This window comes from Rhizobium sp. 18065 (assembly GCF_902706095.1).
Lineage (GTDB): Bacteria > Pseudomonadota > Alphaproteobacteria > Rhizobiales > Rhizobiaceae > Allorhizobium.
In genome coordinates this window covers 200,028-217,686 of the sequence record NZ_CACSJP010000007.1, presented here as the reverse complement: position 1 = coordinate 217,686, position 17,659 = coordinate 200,028, and the positions used below count along the sequence as shown (strand labels likewise).

General features: G+C 61.4%; 17 protein-coding genes. 7 read left to right on the top strand and 10 right to left on the bottom strand.

Going from position 1 to position 17,659, the window contains the following annotated elements; all coding sequences use genetic code 11:
* The first annotated feature begins 29 nt into the window (after positions 1-29).
* Genes GVK95_RS17655 through GVK95_RS17645 form a run of 3 tightly spaced genes read left to right on the top strand, consistent with a single transcriptional unit; the run spans position 30 to position 3,399 of the window.
* Positions 30-1,286 (top strand): Gfo/Idh/MocA family oxidoreductase, encoded by a 1,257-nt coding sequence (locus GVK95_RS17655; RefSeq protein ID WP_244618801.1) that lies wholly within the window; start codon positions 30-32, stop codon positions 1,284-1,286.
* A 5-nt stretch (positions 1,287-1,291) separates the two neighbouring features.
* Positions 1,292-2,314, top strand: a complete 1,023-nt coding sequence (locus GVK95_RS17650) for a Gfo/Idh/MocA family oxidoreductase (RefSeq protein WP_159951995.1) — start codon at positions 1,292-1,294, stop codon at positions 2,312-2,314.
* Positions 2,311-3,399, top strand: coding sequence for a Gfo/Idh/MocA family oxidoreductase (locus GVK95_RS17645; protein WP_159951993.1), 1,089 nt, complete (start codon positions 2,311-2,313; stop codon positions 3,397-3,399). The genes GVK95_RS17650 and GVK95_RS17645 overlap by 4 nt, the downstream gene beginning before the upstream one ends.
* 18 nt (positions 3,400-3,417) lie before the next feature.
* Here GVK95_RS17645 and GVK95_RS17640 read toward each other — a convergent pair whose 3' ends face one another.
* Complete coding sequence (locus tag GVK95_RS17640) at positions 3,418-4,320, bottom strand: LysR family transcriptional regulator (protein WP_159951991.1); 903 nt, start codon at positions 4,318-4,320, stop codon at positions 3,418-3,420.
* A 124-nt stretch (positions 4,321-4,444) separates the two neighbouring features.
* Between GVK95_RS17640 and GVK95_RS17635 the strand changes: the two genes are divergently transcribed.
* Entirely contained in the window at positions 4,445-5,377 is a 933-nt protein-coding gene (locus tag GVK95_RS17635) for a ring-cleaving dioxygenase (protein WP_159951989.1), read from the top strand.
* Positions 5,378-5,445: 68 nt separating this feature from the next.
* Positions 5,446-6,051 (top strand): alpha/beta hydrolase, encoded by a 606-nt coding sequence (locus tag GVK95_RS17630; protein WP_159951987.1) that lies wholly within the window; start codon positions 5,446-5,448, stop codon positions 6,049-6,051.
* Positions 6,052-6,111: 60 nt separating this feature from the next.
* On the opposite strand, the gene GVK95_RS17625 is transcribed toward GVK95_RS17630, so the two are convergent.
* The 8 genes from GVK95_RS17625 to GVK95_RS17590 form a co-directional block, all read right to left on the bottom strand.
* Positions 6,112-7,146, bottom strand: coding sequence for a zinc-binding alcohol dehydrogenase family protein (locus GVK95_RS17625; RefSeq protein ID WP_159951985.1), 1,035 nt, complete (start codon positions 7,144-7,146; stop codon positions 6,112-6,114).
* Between the two features lie 75 nt (positions 7,147-7,221).
* Positions 7,222-8,193 carry an ABC transporter permease gene (locus GVK95_RS17620; RefSeq protein WP_159951983.1) on the bottom strand — a complete coding sequence of 324 codons (972 nt, stop codon included), beginning with the start codon at positions 8,191-8,193 and terminating at the stop codon, positions 7,222-7,224.
* A 63-nt stretch (positions 8,194-8,256) separates the two neighbouring features.
* A complete protein-coding gene (locus tag GVK95_RS17615; protein ID WP_159951981.1) occupies positions 8,257-9,810 on the bottom strand; it encodes a sugar ABC transporter ATP-binding protein in 1,554 nt (517 codons plus the stop codon).
* A 112-nt stretch (positions 9,811-9,922) separates the two neighbouring features.
* Entirely contained in the window at positions 9,923-10,909 is a 987-nt protein-coding gene (locus tag GVK95_RS17610; RefSeq protein ID WP_159951979.1) for an ABC transporter substrate-binding protein, read from the bottom strand.
* 212 nt (positions 10,910-11,121) lie between these two features.
* A complete protein-coding gene (locus tag GVK95_RS17605) occupies positions 11,122-11,568 on the bottom strand; it encodes an RbsD/FucU domain-containing protein (RefSeq protein ID WP_159951977.1) in 447 nt (148 codons plus the stop codon).
* Between the two features lie 10 nt (positions 11,569-11,578).
* Positions 11,579-12,598 (bottom strand): aldo/keto reductase, encoded by a 1,020-nt coding sequence (locus tag GVK95_RS17600; RefSeq protein WP_159951975.1) that lies wholly within the window; start codon positions 12,596-12,598, stop codon positions 11,579-11,581.
* A gap of 29 nt (positions 12,599-12,627) precedes the next feature.
* Entirely contained in the window at positions 12,628-14,133 is a 1,506-nt protein-coding gene (locus tag GVK95_RS17595; RefSeq protein WP_159951973.1) for an altronate dehydratase family protein, read from the bottom strand.
* 37 nt (positions 14,134-14,170) lie between these two features.
* On the bottom strand, positions 14,171-14,335 hold the full coding sequence (locus tag GVK95_RS17590; RefSeq protein WP_159951961.1) for a hypothetical protein: 165 nt from the start codon (positions 14,333-14,335) through the stop codon (positions 14,171-14,173).
* A gap of 68 nt (positions 14,336-14,403) precedes the next feature.
* Here GVK95_RS17590 and GVK95_RS17585 point away from each other — a divergent pair, with 68 nt between their 5' ends.
* A complete protein-coding gene (locus GVK95_RS17585; RefSeq protein ID WP_159951959.1) occupies positions 14,404-15,291 on the top strand; it encodes a GntR family transcriptional regulator in 888 nt (295 codons plus the stop codon).
* A gap of 19 nt (positions 15,292-15,310) precedes the next feature.
* On the opposite strand, the gene GVK95_RS17580 is transcribed toward GVK95_RS17585, so the two are convergent.
* A complete protein-coding gene (locus GVK95_RS17580; RefSeq protein ID WP_159951957.1) occupies positions 15,311-16,234 on the bottom strand; it encodes a helix-turn-helix domain-containing protein in 924 nt (307 codons plus the stop codon).
* Positions 16,235-16,385: 151 nt separating this feature from the next.
* On the opposite strand from GVK95_RS17580, the gene GVK95_RS17575 reads away from it, so the two are divergent.
* Entirely contained in the window at positions 16,386-17,618 is a 1,233-nt protein-coding gene (locus GVK95_RS17575) for an extracellular solute-binding protein (protein WP_159951955.1), read from the top strand.
* The last annotated feature ends 41 nt before the right edge of the window (positions 17,619-17,659 follow it).

Sequence of the window (17,659 nt, the reverse complement as noted above, 5' to 3'; positions counted from 1 at the left end):
CGATTGTAGGATGTGGTTCGCGGCACAAGATGTTTCGCGATTCCGTCATTGAAGATTATGCCGACAGACATGAGATCGTTGCCGTCTGCGACAGCAATGTCCATCGCCTGAACGAGGCGGCCAAGGCTGCGTCAAAACCCGGTACGAATGGTGTCGCAACCTATCTCGCCGGTGATTTCGACCGGCTGATCGCCGAGCAGACGCCGGATACGGTGGTGGTTGCAACGCCGGATTTCCTGCATGCCGACTATATCGTGCGGGCTTTCGAGGCCGGTTGCGACGTGATCTGCGAAAAACCGCTGACGATAGATCTTACCCGGCTAAAGATGATTGTTGACGCGCAGCGACGGACGGGCCGGCAGGTCAAGGTGACGTTCAACTACCGTTACTCGCCGGCGCGCACGCAGATCAAGGAACTGATCTCGTCCGGGGCCATCGGCACGGTGACGGCAGTCGATTTCCGCTGGCATCTCGACCGGGTGCATGGGGCGGACTATTTCCGCCGCTGGCACCGGCAGAAGGAGAATTCCGGCGGGCTCCTGGTACACAAGTCGACCCATCATTTCGATCTGCTCAACTGGTGGCTTGGGACGGTGCCGACCGAGGTTCTGGCGTCAGGCCGCCGTGCCTTCTACCGGCCGGAAACCGCCGTCGAACTCGGGCTTTCCGATCGTGGGTCGCGCTGCCATCTCTGTCCGGTGGCTGACAGATGCGACTTCGAGCTTGATCTGGCGGCGGACCCGAGCCTGAAGGAACTCTATCTGGATGCCGAGGGCGAGGATGGCTATTTCCGCGATCTCTGCGTCTTCGATGAGGAGATCGGGATCGAGGACACGATGCAGGCGCATATCCGATACGCGTCCGGCGTCACCGCAAACTATACGCTGACGGCCTATTCCCCTTGGGAAGGGCTGGAGATCAAGTTTCAGGGAACCAAGGGTGACATCACCCATCGGCATGTGGAAGTGCATGGCGTGTTCGGCGGCGAGCGGGCCCATGCCGACGAGGATGCGATCACCACCGAACTGCATCTGGCCGGCGAAGCGCCACGGCTGGTCGAGGTGCCCAAGGCAAAGGGCCATCATGGCGGCGCCGATCCGGTGATGCTCGGCTATATCTTCGACCCGGACAGCATGGAGCCCGACCGCTTTGATCGCGCTTCCGACCATATCGGTGGCGCCTGGTCGATCCTGACAGGCATTGCGGCAAATGCGTCGATCGACACCGGCTCCGTGGTCAATATTCAATCGATGCTACGCGCCCGCGGCATCAAACTGGAGCGGTAGAACACATGGCTTTCGAGATCCGTATCGGGGTGATCGGCATCGATCACAACCATATCTACGGCATGCTGAACGGGATGCTGGGCGTCGGCGCCGTTGTTGTCGGCTGGTGTACCAGCGACGAAACGCCGGAGACCTTGCGGCAGGTTTTTCGCCAGTCCTATCCGGGTGTGCCGGAAAAGCCGGTCGAGGCGATCCTCGAGGACGAGAGCATCAATCTCGTTGTCTGTGCCGGGATCAACAATGAACGTGCGGGCACTGCGATCGATGCCATGCGGCATGGCAAGGATGTGCTCGTCGACAAGCCGGGCTGCACCTCGGGAGAGCAATTGGCGGATATCCGCAAGACGGTTGCCGAGACAGGACGGCGTTGGACGGTCTGTTTCTCAGAAAGGTTGCTGGTGGATAGCGTGACCGTTGCGGACCAACTGATTGCCGAGGGGCGGATCGGCAAGGTGGTGCAGACAGTCGGGCTCGGCCCGCACCGACTGAATGCGCATCTGCGGCAGCCATGGTTCTGGGACCGGGCTCGCTTCGGCGGGATTCTCGCCGACATCTGCGCGCACCAGTTCGACCAGTTTCTGCACTTTACCGGATCCACGCAGGCCAATGTGGTAACGGCGCATATCGGCAATGTCGCCAATCCTGATCGACCGGATTTTCAGGACTTTGGCGAAGTCATTCTCGCCGGCAATGGCGGACGTGGCTATGCACGGGTCGACTGGCTGACGCCGGATGGCTTGCCGACCTGGGGCGACGGGCGGATGACCATCGTTGGTACCGAAGGCTATATCGAGCTTCGCAAATATATCGACATTGCCGGTCAGCCGGGGACGGACCATGTCTTCGTCGTCGACAGGGCGGGGGTTTCCCACGTCGATGCGGCGGGTGCCGGAAAACCATTCTTCGGGCGCCTTGCCTTCGATCTCGAACAGGGCACGGAAACCGCCATGCCCCAGGCCCATGCATTTCTAGCGACAGATCTGGCGCTTCAGGCGCAGCGAATGGCGGAAACGGGAGCAGGCCAATGAGCAAACGCATTCGAGTGGCGGTCGTTGGCGCCGGGATCGGCAAAGATCATCTGGCCGGCTATGCAGCGTTGCCGGAACTCTTCGAGGTTCGCTATGTCTGCGATCTCAACGCTGCCCGCGCGCAGGAGGGATCAGCGCAGGTGCCCGGCAGCCGCCCGGTCGCCGACATAGAGGAGGTTTTCGCCGACCCCGAGGTGGATGTCGTGGACATCTGCCTGCCGCCGCTGTTGCATGCGCCGATGACGCTTGCTGCGCTGAAGGCTGGCAAACACGTCGTCTGCGAGAAGCCGCTGTCCGGGTCCTTGGCGGATGTGCGCCGGATCGTCGAACTGGCCGCACAGGTGGGGCGGCAGGTGTTTCCGGTGTTCCAGTACCGCTATGGTGCTGGATACCGCGCGGCACATGAACTCAAAATGCGCGGGCTGTTGGGCCGGCCCTATGTCCTGTCGCTGGAGACCCACTGGCAACGCGGAGCAGATTATTATGCCGAGCGCTGGCGCGGCACGTGGACGGGGGAGTTGGGCGGCGCTATCGTCAGTCATGCCTGCCATGCGCATAACTTGGTATGTCATCTGGTCGGCAACATCGTTCAAGTGGCGGCATTTCTCGACACACGCGTCAACCCGATCGAGACGGAGGATTGCGCGGCGATCAGCATGCGGACCGCTGAAGGCGCGCTGGTGACATCGTCGATCACCTTGGGTGCGGCTGGAAATGCTTCGCGTTTCAGGGCCTCGTTCGAACATGTGACCCTAACGTCGAGCACAAATCCCTACCAGATCGGCGCTGGGCCCTGGACGTTCGAGGCAAGTGATCCGGCGCGGCAGGCCGAAATCGATGCCATTGTAGCGTCCGTTCCCGAAATACCGCATCGCTTCGCCGGTCAGTTCAGCGATATGCATGCCCGCCTGACTGGGGGGGCCGAGCTCTATTTGCCGTCGCTGGAGGAGGGATATCACTCTGTCGAACTGATGACTGCGATCTATGCATCGGCACGCGATGGACAGGTGGTTTCATTGCCGCTTCGTGCGGACCACCCTTTGTCTGAAGGCTGGCTCCTGGCCGGTGCGGACGTTGCCGGATGACGGCAGGCGCTTGAACGTTCAGGCGCCGCCCCAGTTTTCTTTGATATAGGCTTCGAAGAAGTCAGAGAAAGTCGCGACCCTGAGCGGCAGATGTTCATATGGCGGATAGTAGAGCGTCAGCCAGATTTCCGGTGTCGACCAGCCCTCGAGGACCGGGACGAGCCTGCCCGTGCCGAGGAATTCCTCGACGATGAAATGCGGCAGCAGGGCAATGCCTTCTCCGGCCACTGCGAGCTGGGTGAGGAAGTCGCCATTGTTGACGGTGAAGCGGCCGCGCGCCTCGATGCTGCGGGTGGTGCCAGCCCGGCTCAACTCCCAGATTTCGCTCATCGAATGCTCCTGGTAGCTGAGGCATTCCAGCTTGACCAGATCTTCGGGGACCTGCGGCGTGCCATGGGTGTCGAGGAACTGCTTCGAAGCGACCAGAAGACGCGGCACCGGGCAGATCTTGCGCCAGATCGTCGACTTGTCGCTCGGCGGACCTGAAATGCGGATCGCCAGATCGTAATCGTCCTCGACGATGTCGACGAAGCGGTCGGAGAGGTCAATTGCGACCTGGGTCTGCGGGTGAATGATGCCGAACTGGCCAAGAACGGCGGGCAGGACTTTGATCCCGAGCGACATCGGCGCCGAAATTTTCAGCGATCCGGCCGTCACCTTCTGCAGATCCTTGGTCTCTTCGGTGGCGCGTGCCAGCCCTTCGGTCAGGGGTGCCACGCGGGCGGCATAGGCAGCGCCTGCCGAGGTCAGCGAGACCTTCCGGGTCGTGCGCAAAAGCAGCTGGATACCGAGCCGGTCTTCGAGTGCCGCGACTGTACGGGTGATCGAGGCAGGCGTGCTGTTGAGCAGCCGCGCCGCGGCGCTGAAGCTGCGTTCTTCGGCAACCGTCAGAAAGGTGCGGATGGATTCCAGTTCGCCCACGGGACAACCTTTACGTAAATCGCAATAGTCTTTGCCGAATTATGCCTATTCTATGAAAATAATCTATCCCCCATATTCGCTTCAACACTGAACACGAACCGTTTGGACGGGAAGGATCAAAACCATGATTACCCAGATCAAAGGACTGCATCACGTCACCTCGATGGCCGCCGATGCGCAGACCAACAATGACTTCTTCACCAAGACGCTCGGCCTTCGCCGCGTCAAGAAGACGGTCAACTTCGATTCGCCGGATGTCTATCACCTCTACTACGGCGATGAAGTCGGCAATGCCGGCTCGGTGATGACCTATTTCCCCTTCGCCAACATGGGTGCGGGCAAGCGCGGCACCGGCGAAGTCGCCGATACAGTCTTCTCCGTTCCGAAGGGCACTTTGCCCTTCTGGCAGGAGCGCCTGAGCAGCCAAGGTGTGGCTGAACTGGCGCCCTACACCTTGTTCGGCGAAAACCGCCTGCGCTTTGCCGGACCCGATGGCGATGGTTTCTCGCTGGCGGAAGTCGATGGCGATCAGCGCACCCCGTTTGATCGTGGCCCGGTGGCCGCGTCCGAGGGCATTCATGGCTTTCGCGGCGTCACCATGCGGCTGCGTGACGAAGGTGCGACCGGTGAACTGCTGAAGTTCATGGGCTACCAGGAGATCGACAAGCAGGGCGAGATGGTGCGCTACGCCATTCCCGGCGGCAACGGGGCCGACTATGTCGACCTGGAAGTCCTGCCGGGTGCCAAACATGCCCAGTCCGGTGCCGGTTCGGTTCACCACGTCGCCTTTGCCGTGGATGACCGCGCAGCCCAGCTCGAAGTGCGCAAGGCGCTGCTCGACACGGGCTATCAGGTCACGCCGGTGATCGACCGCGACTACTTCTGGGCGATCTATTTCCGCACACCAGGTGGCGTGCTGTTCGAGATCGCCACGAACGAGCCGGGTTTTAACCGCGATGAAGACACCGCGCATCTCGGCGAGGCCTTGAAGCTGCCAACCCGCTACACGCAGCATCGCGCGCAGATCGAGGCGCATCTGCCGCCGATCAAGGATTGATTTCCCCTTGCCGGCCCGACCGGGGCCGGCACCCACACGTCCACATTTCTCCAGCGCGAGGATCTTCCATGTCCATCGATAGCTATCAGCATCTTCATCAGGCGCCCGAGGGCGATGCCCCGGTTGTCTTCACCTTTCACGGCACCGGCGGCGACGAGAACCAGTTTCCTGGTCTGGTCGCCCGTATCCAGCCCAAAGCGGGGATTGTCTCGCCACGCGGAGATGTTTCCGAATATGGCGCCAATCGCTTCTTTCGTCGCACGGGGGAGGGCGTCTATGACATGCCCGATCTCGCCAAGCGCACCGATGCGATGATCGCCTTTGTCGCGGCATACAAGGAACGGTATCCGGGCCGCCAATTCCAGGCGCTTGGTTATTCCAACGGCGCCAATATCCTGGCTTCGGTGATGTTCAAGGCGCCCGATCTGTTTGATCGGGCCGTGCTGATGCATCCGCTGATCCCGTGGACGCCGGCCGCGCAACCGGGTCTTGCAGGTCGCCATGTGCTGATCACGGCGGGCCAGCGGGATCCGATCTGCCCGTTGCCGCTGACGGAAGCGCTTGCAGCTTATCTCGAAGGTCAGGGCGCGATCGTCCAGACCGTGCTGCATGCCGGAGGGCATGAGATCTCGCAGGGCGAGATCGAGGCCATCAGCACGTTTCTTCAGGCTTGATACGAGAAAGGCGGTACCGGTTTTGCCGGTGCGGCCTTTTTGCAGGTGGTTTTGTCGGCGCTACGCGTCGCCGATGCGGATGATCGCCTTGATCAGCCCTGTCTTCTCGCTCGCCCAGCGCGGCAGGTCCTCGGAAACCTTGGCAAGTGTGGTGCGATGAGTGATCAGCTGGTCGATCGGCACCAGACCCTTGGCAATGCAATCGCGCACGTGGTCGAAGTCGATCTTCGTGGCATTGCGACTGCCGATCAGTGTCATTTCACGCTTGTGGAATTCCGGGTCGGAAAAGCTGATCTCTTCCTTCACGACGCTGACGAAAACCAGGCTGCCGCCATGGGCGACGTAGGCGAAGGCGTTTTCCATCGAACCGCAATAGCCGGTGGCGTCGTAGACGACATCGAAGCCGTCGCCACCCGTCTTTGCGGCAACGGCGGCGCCGGCGCCATCGCCGGCAAGAATGCCCGAGGCAAAGCCCAGGCGTTCGGCTGCCATCGACAACCGTTCGGTGCTGGTGTCGAGCAAGGTCACCTCCTGGCCGGCGATGCGGGCGAAGATCGCCGCGCCAAGGCCAATCGGGCCGGCACCGATCACCAGTGCGCGGATCGCCTCGGATCCAGGGGCCGGCATCGCCGCGCGACGCACGGCGTGGGCGCCGATGGCGAGGAACTCCACCGTCGCTGCGGCTTCAAGGGAGAGATCGCCCGCCGGATACAGATTGCCCGCAGGCACGATGATTTCTTCGCACATGGCGCCATCGGAATGCACGCCGAGCACACTGATGGCCGTGCAGCAATTCGGCTTTCCCTTGCGGCAGGCGATGCAGGTGCCGCAAGCGATGTAGGGGTTGACGATGACCGCCGTGCCCGGCGCCAGGTCGACACCCTTGCCCGCCTCTATGACGGTCGCCGAGATCTCGTGTCCCATGACACGGGGATAGGCGAGGAAGGGGTGCTTGCCCTCGTAGATGTGGTAGTCCGTGCCGCAGATGCCGACATGGCTGACCGCAAGGCGGGCAAAGCCCGGGCCTGGCGTTTGCGGCGATGGCCGGTCGACGATTTCGAGGCGACCCGGTTCAAGGCAGAGCGCGGCTTTCATGACAATTCCCTCCGGCAGACCCGGCATGTTGGATAGAAACGGGAGCGGGGAAATCCGCTCCCGGATTTGCGGCGATCAGCGGCTGCCGCGGCGGCGCAACTGGTCGAAATAGACGATCAGGATGATCAGGGCACCGGTGATGATGCGCTGCCAGAACGAGTTGACGTTCAGCAGGTTGGCGCCGTTGTTGATGGTTGCCAGAATGAAGGCGCCGAGCAGCGGACCCTGGACCGAACCAACCGCGCCGAACAGGCTGGTGCCGCCGATGACCGATGAGGCGATGGCCTGCAGTTCCCAGCCTTCGGCCTGGGTGGCGTTGCCGATGCCGATGCGCGAGGCGAGCAGGATGCCGACGAAGGCAGCACAGGTGGAGGACAGGATATAGGCGAGATAGATCGTCCGGTTGACGTTGACGCCGGACAGACGGGCCGCCTCCCTGTTGGAACCTACGGCGAACAGATAACGGCCCCAGCGGCTGAGATGCAGGAAGATATAGGCCGGAATGGCGACAACGATCACCATCCAGAACAGACTGGGCACGCCGAGGAAATCGGCGCGGGCGAAATTTGTAAAGGCGTCGTTCGAGATCGAGATTGTCGAGCCATTGGTGATCAGCAGGCCGATGCCGCGCAGTGAGGTCAGTGTCGCCAGCGTGATGATGAACGGCGGCAGGCCCATGCGCACGATGCCGAAAGCATGGAACATGCCGATCGCGACGCCAACGAGCAGGGTGATGCCCATGGCGATCCAGAGCGGTACCCCGGCGGCGAGCAGCCAGGCGAGAATGACACTGGCGAAACCGACCACCGCACCGACCGACAGATCGATGCCGGCGGTGATGATGACGAAGGTCTGGCCCACGGCGAGGATGGCCGTCATCGCACCCTGGCGCAGAAGGTTGCTGATGTTGTTGGGCGTCCAGAAGCTGTTGGTCGAGAAGGCCAGCAGCAACCAGAGGAACAGCAGGAGACCGAGCAGAGTCAGGCTGAAAAGGATGCTCATGCCCCTTTTCGGTGCAACCTTCGTTTCGGTGGTGTCCAGGCTCATTGTCGTTCTCCCTGTCGTCTTTTTTGGTATCGTTCGTCTGGCAATGCCGGATGGAAAGCGGATTTACACGCCGATCGCTTCGGTCAGTACGTCCTCATGCGAGGCCGCCCGGTAGTCATGGCTGGCGACCAGCCTGCCCTGCCTGAAGACATGCAGGCGGTCAGAGAGTTCGTAGACTTCCGGCAGGTAGGAAGAGATCAGGATAATGCCCGCCCCCTGTTTCAGCAGTTCGCCAAACAGCCGGTAGATTTCCGCCTTGGTGCCGACGTCGACGCCGACGGTCGGCTCGTCGAAGATGAACAGGCGGGCGCCGTGGCTCAGCCACTTGCCGATGACGATCTTCTGCTGGTTGCCGCCGGACATGGCGGACGCGAGGACCGCGCGGGTCGGCGTCTTGATCTTCAGGTCGTTGATCTGCTTGTCGGCATTGGTGGTCTCGAGCTTGCGATTGATGGTCAGGCCGCGGCTCAGTCGCTTGAAGACCGGAAGATTGATGTTCAGGCCGATCGGCAGGTTGAGGCAAAGGCCCTGGTCACGGCGGCTTTCCGGGGCGAGCGCGATGCCGAGATCCATGGCCTTGCGCTCGCTGTTGATGGTAACCTTGTTGCCGTCCCAATAGACTTCCCCGCCCGTACAGGGCTGGCGGCCATAGAGGCCAAGCGCAAATTCGCTGCGGCCGGCGCCGATCAGGCCGTAGAGGCCGACAATCTCGCCGGCGTGAACCGTGATCGACACATCGTTGAAACCGGGACCGCTGAGGTTTTTCGTCTCCAGGATGGTGGCGCCGATCGGCAGCTTTTCCTTGTGGTAGATCTGCTCGATCGAGCGGTTGATCATCAGGGAAATCAGTTCGGCATCATTGGTCTCGCCGATCAGGCGGGTGCCGACATGAGTGCCGTCGCGCAGGACCGAGACGCGGTCGGCGAGTTCGAAGACCTCTTCCATGCGGTGGCTGATGTAAACGATGGTCACGCCTTCGGATTGCAGGCGGCGGATCAGGCGGAAGAGCTGGGCCGATTCCTGGCGGGTCAGATAGGCCGTCGGCTCATCGAAGATGAGGAAACGGATGCCGCGCATGGCGGCGCGGGCGGTGGCGACCAGCTGCTGTTGGCCGATGGTGAGATTGGCCAGCGTTTCGCCAGCGGGCAGATTGAAGCCGAGGTCGTCCAGGACATTCTGGGCTGCCGTGGTCATGGCGCCCTTGCGCATCAGGCCGCCGGAGGACATTTCGTCGCCGAGAAACATATTGGCGGCGACGGAGAGATGTGGGCAGAGCACGACTTCCTGATGCACGGCATTGATGCCGCGCTGGATTGCCTCGTTGGGGTCGGCCAGCGGCACGGGCTTGCCGCACCAGCGGATCTCGCCGGATGTACGGGGGATGACGCCGGTCAGAAGCTTGATAAGGGTGGATTTTCCAGCACCGTTTTCGCCGACGATGGCGTGGATCTCGCCGGCCAAAAAGCTGATGGTCGCAGGTTTCAGGGCTTCGACGGCGCCATATTTCTTCTGCAGGCCGACAAGCTCCAGGATCGGTGTTCCCGGTTCAATCCGGTCCGTCTCCAGAAGCTCCGGCGTATCGTCGTGCCTGTGGCTGAGATCGTGCAGTCCCGTCATCGTTTCCTCCCGCGATCGCGGTTGTCTCAAGGGCAGGCCAGCCTTCTCCCAAAGCCCTGCCGTCCCTGCATGAATGTCACGCGCGGCAAGCCGCGCGTGACGGATGTTCGGATCAGTTGACCTTCGGGTTCAAAAGGGCGTCGATCTTCGGCTCGGCCATATTGGCCTTGGTCACCAGATTGGCGCCGGTATCGACGAAGGTTTCGACCTTTTCGCCCTTGGAGACGGCAAGGGCGGTCTTCACGCCATCGTAACCCATGCGGTAGGGATCCTGCACGACGAGGCCGGCGAGCACGCCTTCCTTGAGGAAGCCGACCGTCTTTTCGTCCGAGTCAAAGCCGATGACCTTGATCTTGTCGCCGAGCTTGTTTTCAGCGATTGCCTGGCCAACGCCCTGCGCCATGATCAGGTTGGAGGCGAAGACACCGACAAGGTTCGGGTTAGCGGTGATCAGGTCGGTCATCATGTTGAGACCGGTGGTCGCCTGGCCATCGGCATATTTGTCGGCAACAACCGTCAGGCCCGGATACTTGGCCTTGATCTGCTCCATGAAACCGTCATGGCGCTGATCGAGCGAGCCGACGCCTGGCAGGCTGGTGATCACGGCGATTTCGCCTTCTTCCTTGCCGGTGACTTCCTTGATGGCTGCGGCAAGACCGTCGGCAGCAATGCGGCCGCCCTGGACGTTGTCGGTGGTCAAGAAGGAGGTAAAGGCCTTGGAGTCGGCGCTGGAGTCGATGCCGATGATCGGAACAGACTTTGCGGCTTCATCGATCGGCTTGCCGAGCGCCTTGAATTCGGTCGGCGAGATGACGACGGCAGCCGGCTTGCCGGCGACGGCGTTTTCAAGAATGCTGATCTGGCCGTTGATGTCGGATTCCGACTGCGCACCGAGTTCCGGCACGGTGACGCCGAGATCCTTGCCAGCGGCGCGGGCGCCGGCAAGCACGATCTGCCAGTAGAAGGATGTGGTGTCCTTGACGATGATCGGGATGGTAACGTCCTGTGCGAAGGACGCGGCCGGCATTGCCGATACCATCATTGCAGCACCGGCGACCCCGATCAGGGCGCGGCGCGTCATGCTCTTCAGAATAGACATGTGGTTCTCCTCTCAATTTGCGTCCTGTTCCTCCAGTGAGATCTTCCCGCAGAACGCGACCGAGACGATCTTTTATCGATAAAAAACATTTTACCGAGGCACGCTACTCCAGCATTCTGGAGAAATCAAGCAGGCAGAAAACGCAGGCTCCCTTTGCGTCAAATGCCTTGTTTTTGAGGCGTTCTGGCAGGCGTGCCCGGACCGACCTGCGGCTAGACCCGGTGGATTTCCTCCGGATAGACGACGCCCTTTTTCAGGATGATATTGCCATAGATCCTGAGTTCCGTCGTGGCGACGATGAAGGCGGCATTGGCGGCGCGCTCATAAAAGGCGAAGCGCTCGAGCGACGTCAGCTTGAAGTCGCCGCTGAGGCGCTGGACCATGTCGCTGAACTCCTGGCAGATTTCCGGTACGGTGACGGGATCGCCGACGATCTGCATGTACCAGGCTGCCTCATCGACGAACTGGTCGAGCGGCATATGCGCGAGGATGGCTTCAAGGACCGCCACGGCGCCAAGGCCATCGGCGCGCACAACCGGCGGCCCGATCGTGCTTGCGGGGAAATTGCCATCGGCGATGACGATTTCGTCGCCATGGCCCATGGTGGCAATGGCATGAAGCAGGTCAGGGCCGAGCAGGGGGTGAATACCTTTCAGCATCTGCAGTCTCCTATTCGCGGACCGGCGCATCGCCGAGCGGCGGAGCAACGAGGGTGTAGGGGTCGAACGGCGCGAAGGCGGAGGCGGGCAATTCTTCCGCGGTCAGCGCCATGTTGCGGTTCAGGCTCTCCGGTTTCGCAGTCCCGATGATGACGGAGGCGACGGCCGGGTGATGCAGCGGGAACTGGAGCGCATACTGCGCGAGCGGCTTGCCTGCGGCTTTCGCCACCTCTTCCATGGCGCGAACCTTGGTGAGGATCTCCTCGGTTGCCGGCGCGTAGTCGAAATGGGCACCGGCGACAGCACCGGTCGCCAGGATGCCGGAATTGAAGACGCCGCCGGCGGTGATCGAGGTGCCGCGTTTTTCGCAGAGCGGCAGCAGTTCCTCGACAGCCGAGCGATCGAGCAGCGAGTAGCGACCGGCCATCAGGATGACGTCGATATCGATGTCGGCCATCATATCCAGGCAGGCCGGCACTTCGTTGACACCAAGGCCGAATGCCTTGATGGCGCCGGAAGATTTGAGCGCGTCGAGCGCCTTGTAGCCGCCGTCGCGCAGCTGCTTCACATAACGGTCGTTGACCTCGCGGCCGTGGGTGTAGACGCCGATGTCGTGGACATAGAGCATGTCGATGCGGTTGAGGCCGAGTCGGGCATAGCTGAAATCCACCGATCGCATGATGCCGTCATAGCTGTAGTCATAGACCAGCTTGAACGGCAGCGCGTCGACGAAGCCGACATTGGGCACCTGGTCGCGAGGCACCGGCGCGAGAAGGCGGCCGACCTTGGTGGAGAGGACATAGCTGTCCTCGGGCTTGTCGCGCAGGAAATCGCCGACATAACGTTCGGCCTGGCCGAAGCCGTAATGAGGCGCGGTGTCGAAATAGCGGATGCCGTGGTCCCAGGTTGCCTGGAGCGTGGCCAGGCCAGTGTCGCGCGGGCACGGTCGATAGAGGCCACCAAGCGGCGCCGTCCCGAAACTGTATTCGGTGACGTCCAGGGTCGTTTTGCCGATGCGTCTGGTCTTCATGCTGTTCGTTTCCGTCTGGTTCTTGCCGCTCAGAGCGTGGCACCGAGGTGCCAAGGCACGAATTCGTTGTCGCCGTAGCCGAACAGTTCGCTCTTGGTCTTTTGGCCCGAGGCGGTGTCGATGATCAGGTCGAAGATCTCGCGGCCGAGGCCGGATACCGAGCCCTCGCCGGTGGCGATGACGCCGCAGTCGATGTCCATGTCCTCTTCCATCGCACGGTAAAGCGCGGTGTTGCTGGTCAGCTTGATCGACGGCACGGGGCGGCTGCCGAAACAGCTGCCGCGACCGGTGGTGAAGGCGATGACATTGGCCCCGCCGGCAACCTGGCCGGTGGCCGAAACGGGATCGTAACCGGGCGTGTCCATGAAGACGAGGCCGTGTTCGGTGACGCGTTCGGCGTAGTTATAGATGGCGGTCAGCGGCGAGCGGCCGCCCTTGGCCACGGCACCGAGCGATTTTTCCAGAATGGTGGTCAGGCCGCCCTTCTTGTTGCCTGGGGACGGGTTGTTGTCGAGCGAAGCGCCGTGCTGGGCGACATAGGCCTCCCACCAGGAAATCAGTCCGTCGAGCTTGACGGCGACGGCGTCATTGACCGATCGGCTGCGCAAAAGATGTTCGGCGCCGTAGATCTCCGACGTTTCGGAGAGAATAGCGGTGCCGCCTGCACCGGCCAAAAGATCAACGGCGACGCCGAGCGCAGGGTTGGCGGTGATGCCGGACAGGCCATCGGAACCGCCGCATTGCAGGCCGACGATGATCTCGCTGACCGAAATGGGTTCACGACGGGCAGTGCCGACTTCGGCGGCGATTTCGCGCAGGATGCCGAGGGCATTTTCCACCGCGCGGCGCGAACCGCCGGCATCCTGGATGTTGAAATGGCGTTTTCCGGCGCCGGCACCGCTCTGGCCATACAGGGTGAGCTGGTTGACCTCGCAACCGAGGCCGACCATCAACACGCCGGCGAAATTCACATGACGGGTGTAGCCGGCCAGCGTGCGATGAAGCGTGCGCATACCGTCGCCGGTCGAACTCATGCCGCAGCCCTGGTCATGGACGATCGGCACGAAGCCATCAATGCCGTCGTAATGCGGCAGGATGGTGCGATTGGCCGCTTCGGCAATGGCCCGACAGACCGTGGTGGAACAGTTGACGCTGGCGATGATGCCGACGAAATTGCGGGTCGCGGCGCGGCCATCGGCGCGGCGGTAGCCCATGAAGGTGCGTGCCTTGTCAGCCGGGGTTGCGGCCTCCGGCTGGGCCAGGCCGGTGACCGACAGGCGGTCCTCGTCAAAGGCAAGGTTGTGAGAGTGGACATGATCGCCGGCGGCGATGTCGATGGTCGCGCGGCCGATGGCCTGGGCGTATTTCACCACCGGCTCACCCTTGCGAATGGCGCGGACGGCAACCTTGTGGCCAGGGTCGATCTTGGTGCGCGCGGTCGCGCCGCCGGGAAGCACTTCGCCGGCTTCGATTGCGATGGTCGTGACAGCGACATTGTCGTCTGCAGACAGCAGAATGCAGGCAGTCTTGCTCACCCGTTCTCTCTCCCTATAGCCCAACCTTCAAGTCGGATCATTGCTTTTGTCTTTTATCTACAATAGACAGATTGACGTCAATGGCCATGATGCGGGCAAAGCAGAAAACCGCATAGGCGGGACAGCGGGAGATAACTGAAACTTCGGGAAATACAGAATTTTCAAGCCTTTGCGCTTGATGGTTCTCTTTGGTGCCGATCAAGGGTAGATCGGGGGATTGGCCCCGAATACCGGATTCGGCGGTGCAACCAACGCAGATACGGCAGGCAGATGGCCAAGCAAAATACCGTCTTCAAGGATGCGTATAATCGCACACTGAAGCTGATCGAAGAGACTGACAGCCTGCCGTCCGAACCGGAGCTCGGCGGAGCCCTCGGTGTCAGTCGGACAACCGTGCGCGCCGTGCTGACGCGGCTTGGCGAAACCGGTCTGATCGTCTGGGACAAGCGGGCGAAAACGGTTCTGCGGCGGCCGAGCAAGAGCGATTATTTTCCGTCGGAGGAAACAGATTCCCTGTCGGAGATCATCGAGCGCAGCTTCATGCGCCGCATTCTTGCCGGCGGCGCGCAACCCGGCATGCAGATCAACGAGCTTGAGCTGGCACGCGAGATTGGCACGGGAACGACGAGCGTCCGCGAATTCCTGATCCGCTTCAGCCGCTTCGGGCTGATCGAGAAACGGCCGAACAGCCACTGGGTGCTGAAGGGGTTCACTCGCGAATTTGCGCTGGAGCTGACGGAAGTGCGCGAGATGTTCGAACTGCGCTCGGCGGCGCGATTTGGCCATCTGGCTGAGGATCATCCTGCCTGGGGCGAGCTGAAAGAGGTCGAGGCCCAGCATCGCGAATTGCTGGCGGATATCGACAATCGCTATTCCGAATTTTCCGAACTCGACGAGCGTTTCCATCTGCTGGTTCAAAAGGCGTCCAGCAACCGTTTCATCATCGATTTCTACGACATCATTTCGATCGTCTTCCACTATCACTACCAGTGGAACAAGACCAATGCGCGAGCCCGCAACGCCCGGGCTCTGGAAGAGCATCTCGACTATATCGACGCGTTGTTTTCACGCGATGGGAAAAAGATCGAGGAGGCTTGCCGGCGGCATCTGAAATCCGCCCGCGAGACGCTGCTGCAATCGATCCAGGACACGGAGTGATAAACGGACGGTCTCCGGATCATGTCGGAGCGCCGCCCTTGGAGCGCATGCGCTTGCGGAATGCAGTCGGCTTTTCGTTGAAGCGATCGCTAAAGGCTTCATAGAAACGCGACACCGATCCAAATCCGGATTCGAAGGAAACGTCGGTGATCGACAGGTCGGTTGCGATCAGCAGCGACTGGGCCGTGTCGAGGCGGTGGCGGATGATCGCCTGGTTGATCGTCAGGCCGACGGCACGCTTGAAGACGGACATGGCATAGTTGGGATGCAGGCCGGCATCTCTGCCGACGTCTTCCGCCGAGATTTCATCCAGCGCATGCTCGGCAATATAGCGCAGCATGCGTTCGACATTCTCCACCCGTTCGCTGTCGCTATGGCCGAGGCTGGCAATCGCCGAGCCTTCCTCGCGCAGGTCTCGCCAACCATCGCGCTCGATGCGCAGAACGCGGGCGGTCAGTTCGTTGCGGACGATTTCGCTCAGGCCCTCGTCGCCGGACAGGAGTTCCTCGCGCCAGCGCAGGAAGATGTCTCGGTCATAGGGACGAAGTTCCGTCGCCTCTATCATCGCGCCGCGAAATACCGCATCACGAAACCGGGTGAGGTTGGCGAGGCCGAGGAAGAAGGACATCGGCACATACAGGCAGATGAAGCGCGTACCCTCGGCGCGATCGATTACCTGGTGCGGGATCATGCCCCAGAACAGGCAGAGACGACCTTTGCCGACGGTCAGTTCACGGCCGTCGAACCAGTAGGTCATATGACCGTCGAGCACAAAATTGAGTTCGATCTGGCTGTGCATATGCGGCCCCGCCATGCGCTGGACGAGGAGCGCTTCGCCCGCACAGAAGCGATGGTCACCGAAGATCACCAGCGGATGACGCGGGTCGTGGTCGGGATGGACCGGGACAGATTCGTCCTGAACAACAGGTTGCAGAGGCATCATGCTTAGGATCCCGGAGAAGTTACGCCAAAAGTCGGTAGATTATTACGGCTTTGCGCCTGATGATCAAGGTGAGCTGACTTGCATGTCCGGTGGGATCCGGATCGCACCAGCTCTGCCATATGCGATGCATACCGGTCATAGGGAGGAAAACATGACCCTTTTCAAGAGCCTGAGCGGGCTCGCGCTCTCCGTAGCGCTGTTCTCGACTGCCGCATTTGCCGGCGAAATCACCATCAATTCCGACCATTCCGATCCGGTGCCGAAGAAGGCGATGGAAGAGCTGATCGCCGACTTCCAGACGGCCAATCCGGATGTGACGGTCAAGTGGAACAATTTCGACCACGAAGGCTACAAGTCGGCGATCCGCAACTTCCTGACGGCCGATGCGCCTGACGTCGTTGCCTGGTATGCCGGCAACCGCATGGAGCCTTTCGTCAAGGCAGGACTGTTCGAGGACGTCACCGATGTCTGGACGGCCAATGGGCTTGACGAGCAGCTGAAGTCGTCGGCGCCGTCGATGACGATCGACGGCAAGAAGTGGGGCATGCCCTATACCTATTACCAGTGGGGTATCTACTACCGTAAAGACATCTTCGCCGAGCAGGGCATCACCCCGCCGAAGACCTGGGCCGAGCTTCTCGCCGCTTCGGAAAAGCTGAAAGCTGCCGGCGTTACGCCGTTCACCATCGGCACCAAGGCTTTGTGGCCGACCGGCGGCTGGTTCGACTATCTGAACCTGCGCGTCAACGGCTACGAATTCCACATGGAGCTGACCTCGGGCAAGGTTCCCTACACCGATCCGCGCGTGAAGGCCGTGTTCGAGAAGTGGGGTGAACTGGTCAAGGCCGGCTACTTCATCGACAATCACGCCGCGATCGACTGGCAGGATGCCGTGCCGCAACTGGTGCAGGGCAAGGCTGCCATGTATCTGATGGGCAATTTCGCCGTCGCGACCTTCAAGGAAGGCGGCCTGAAGGAAGAGCAGATCGGCTTCCTGCAGTTCCCGGAAATCACTCCCGGCATTCCAGTCGCCGAAGAGGCTCCGACCGACACGTTCCACATCCCGTCGGGTGCGAAGAACAAGGAAGACGCCAAGAAGTTCCTAGCCTATCTCGCGTCTCCCGCGGTTCAGACCAAGATGAATGCGACGCTCGGCCAGCTGCCGGTCAACAATACCGCCGAAAAGCCGAAGGACGTGTTCCTCGACGCCGGTTTCACCATGCTGTCCAACGCCCATGCGCTGGCACAGTTCTATGACCGCGACGCCCAGGCTGAAATGGCCAAGGCCGGCATGGAAGGCTTCCAGGAGTTCATGGTCAAGCCCGACAATCTCGACCGCATTCTTGGGCGGCTCGAAAAGGTCCGCGCCCGCGTCTACAAATAAGGACCAAGGTCCTCCCTGCGCCGGGTGCCGTCGACCTCGTT